The organism is Moorena sp. SIO2C4, from assembly GCF_010672485.1.
Taxonomy (GTDB): domain Bacteria; phylum Cyanobacteriota; class Cyanobacteriia; order Cyanobacteriales; family Coleofasciculaceae; genus Moorena; species Moorena producens.
The window spans coordinates 1-1,722 of the sequence record NZ_JAAHGN010001329.1 but is presented as its reverse complement, the minus strand read 5'-3'; the positions used below and the strand labels follow the sequence as shown (position 1 = coordinate 1,722).

The window sequence follows — 1,722 nt, the reverse complement described above, 5'->3', positions numbered from 1 at the left end:
CAGTAATGAGCGTCAGCAATTTGACAACAAAAGTCGGGATTCTCCAGACAGTCTCTCTTGATCTGGTGAAGGATTTCTCCATCAAGGGCAATCACACTCCGCATCAGTGCCTGTGCTCGATCAACTGGTAGATAGTAGGTAGAAAAGGTCAATCCAGACTGGAGGCGGTTTTCCCAATCCAGCAGAGCTAAATGGCGTAAATCACTAAGCAACTCTCCGGAAATATCAAGGCCGTGACCAGTCTCTTGTGCTTGTTTAATTTTTGTAAGAATGTCTTGATTTAAATCAAAGCGAATGCTATGAAACAGCACGCGGGAGCGTGTAATTTGTTCTTGCTCAATGTTGATGTATGAGTCTATATTCATACCTTTCCCCTGGTCAAGGGTTTGAGAGTGCTGTTGGGAATGACGCCACACAGGACTAACCAGATTACACCACCACAGCACAATAAAGGTTTTCAGGCTCCCAAATCAAGCCTTCAACAGCCGCAATTTCTTCCTAGCTTAGTTTTCTTAATAGCTGAATGCGTCAGGGAGTCAGTGCTCAGTCTAGTTTATCGTTAATGTTTAAACTTAAGTTATAAACCGTCAACTTTTAACTTTTAACTTTCAACTTTCAACTTTCAACTTTTAACTTTCAACTTTCAACCAAGCTGATAGCTGACTAAGCCACGATAAACTGAAATAATATTAAGAAATGTTAATATAAGGAGTTTTTATCATGCAGACGATCAAGTTAGGTCAGGATGGTCCGATGGTTACAGCCTTGGGAATTGGGACGTGGTCATGGGGAGACAAGCTGTTTTGGAACTATGGCAGTGACTACGGCACTACTCAGGTAAAAGAAGCCTTCGAGGCAACCTTGGATGCTGGAATTACCTTTTTTGACACCGCTGAGGTATATGGACTAGGAGAATCCGAATCCCTGATCGGACGGTTTATGAAGCAGCTGGGACGGAAAGCCCAGATTGCCACTAAGTATTTTCCCTTACCCTGGCGATTTACCGCTCAGTCAGTTTCTGATGCCTTGAGTGACAGTTTGAAACGTTTGCAAGTCGAGCAAGTGGAACTGTACCAAGTACATATGCCTTTTAGTTTCTTGATCAGCCAACAGACCTTGATGAATGCTCTAGCTGATGAAGTGAAGCGTGGTCGGATTGGAGCAGTTGGTGTCAGTAACTATTCCGCTAAGCAAATGGCAGAAGCTCACAGTTACTTAGCAGCCCGTGGCATACCCCTAGCGGTGAATCAGGTGCAATATTCTCTGTTGCATCGGAAAATTGAGAGCAACGGTATTCTTGATAAAGCGCGTCAGTTAGGTGTGACTATTCTCGCTTACAGTCCCTTAGCTCAAGGGTTACTCACTGGCAAGTATACGGTAGAGAAATATATCAAACCCACTGGAGCTAGGGCTATTGACCCCCGCTTTAGCAAAAGTGGTTTAGAAAAAATTGCCCCTGTGCTAAAGCTACTGAGTCAGTTAGGGGAAAAGTATGAGCGAAAACCAGCTCAAGTTGCCCTTAACTGGCTGATTGCTCAAGATGGAGTAATCCCGATTCCCGGTGCTAAGACCGCACAGCAGGTGCAAGACAATGCAGGGGCTTTGGGTTGGGCTTTGAGTCAGGAGGATGTTAGTCAGTTGGAACAAGTGACTCGCCCTTGGTTAAAATGAAAGCTCAAGGAAAGCGCCCCTACAATAGACTTCGCCGCAGTTGTCGGGAAA

At 44.8% G+C, this 1,722-nt stretch carries 2 protein-coding genes; one reads left to right on the top strand and one right to left on the bottom strand.

Features of this window, described 5'->3' with window-relative positions:
• Positions 1-446: hypothetical protein (locus F6K20_RS37175; RefSeq protein WP_287298219.1), on the bottom strand; the 446-nt coding region annotated here is incomplete at its 3' end.
• A gap of 274 nt (positions 447-720) precedes the next feature.
• Here F6K20_RS37175 and F6K20_RS37170 point away from each other — a divergent pair.
• Positions 721-1,671, top strand: a complete 951-nt coding sequence (locus F6K20_RS37170) for an aldo/keto reductase (RefSeq protein ID WP_008181647.1) — start codon at positions 721-723, stop codon at positions 1,669-1,671.
• The last annotated feature ends 51 nt before the right edge of the window (positions 1,672-1,722 follow it).

What these genes read in the sequence shown, in the direction of transcription:
- F6K20_RS37170 (WP_008181647.1), top strand. Translation starts at nt 721, where the DNA reads ATGCAGACGATCAAGTTAGGTCAGGATGGTCCGATGGTTACAGCCTTG.